Genomic DNA, 625 nt, shown 5'->3' with positions numbered 1-625 from the left:
ATATCTATATCTCTTCCAAAAGGAAAAAAACACCTCCTGCGGGAACTTCACTTATATAACTTTTTGGAAGGAACTCTATTTCAACACTTATTAGATACTCCCCTTTGAAAATAAGAATGTAGTCCTAAATATGATTATAACTAATAACGAGTAAGAAAAGTAATTCTTATAAATGCTTGAAATTTAAATTACACAAGGCATTCCAAATACTGCGTTGAATGAACAAAATATCAATCATTTATTAAATGAATAAGGGGGGAGAGTTATGCAAGGGTATTTTGCAATCATATCATTACTTTTAATGATGATAATGGTTATAATTCGTGCTAAACAGTTGGGAAAAAAGGGAATTAAAGCTTTTAAATTTGGTGAGCTAGATAAAAAAGATTTCTTTATTATCCCATTTGCATTACTGTTTTTTTATCTTATTTTCTCTAGTGTTTTTGATTTGCCCAAACTAGGTACCAAACTATTTAGCAATGAAGTCTTTAGTTGGATAGGTGTAGGTTTATGCACGATGGGTTTAGTATTATTCTCGTTAAGCATAATTTCATTTGGGAAAAGTTTTAGAGTTGGAATTGATGAAGAAAAACCAGGTGAACTTATAACAACAGGTGTTTTTGCG

Annotated in this window: 1 pseudogene; it reads left to right on the top strand. The window is 30.2% G+C overall.

The window, feature by feature from the left end:
- Nucleotides 1-265: 265 nt before the first annotated feature.
- Nucleotides 266-625 (top strand): annotated as a pseudogene (locus OK414_RS29770) (isoprenylcysteine carboxylmethyltransferase family protein); the annotation flags it as partial.

The organism is Priestia sp. JV24 (genome assembly GCF_025910025.1).
Taxonomy (GTDB): domain Bacteria; phylum Bacillota; class Bacilli; order Bacillales; family Bacillaceae_H; genus Priestia; species Priestia megaterium.
Note: the sequence above shows the minus strand (reverse complement) of the source record. Positions and strands in the feature narration are given on the sequence as shown.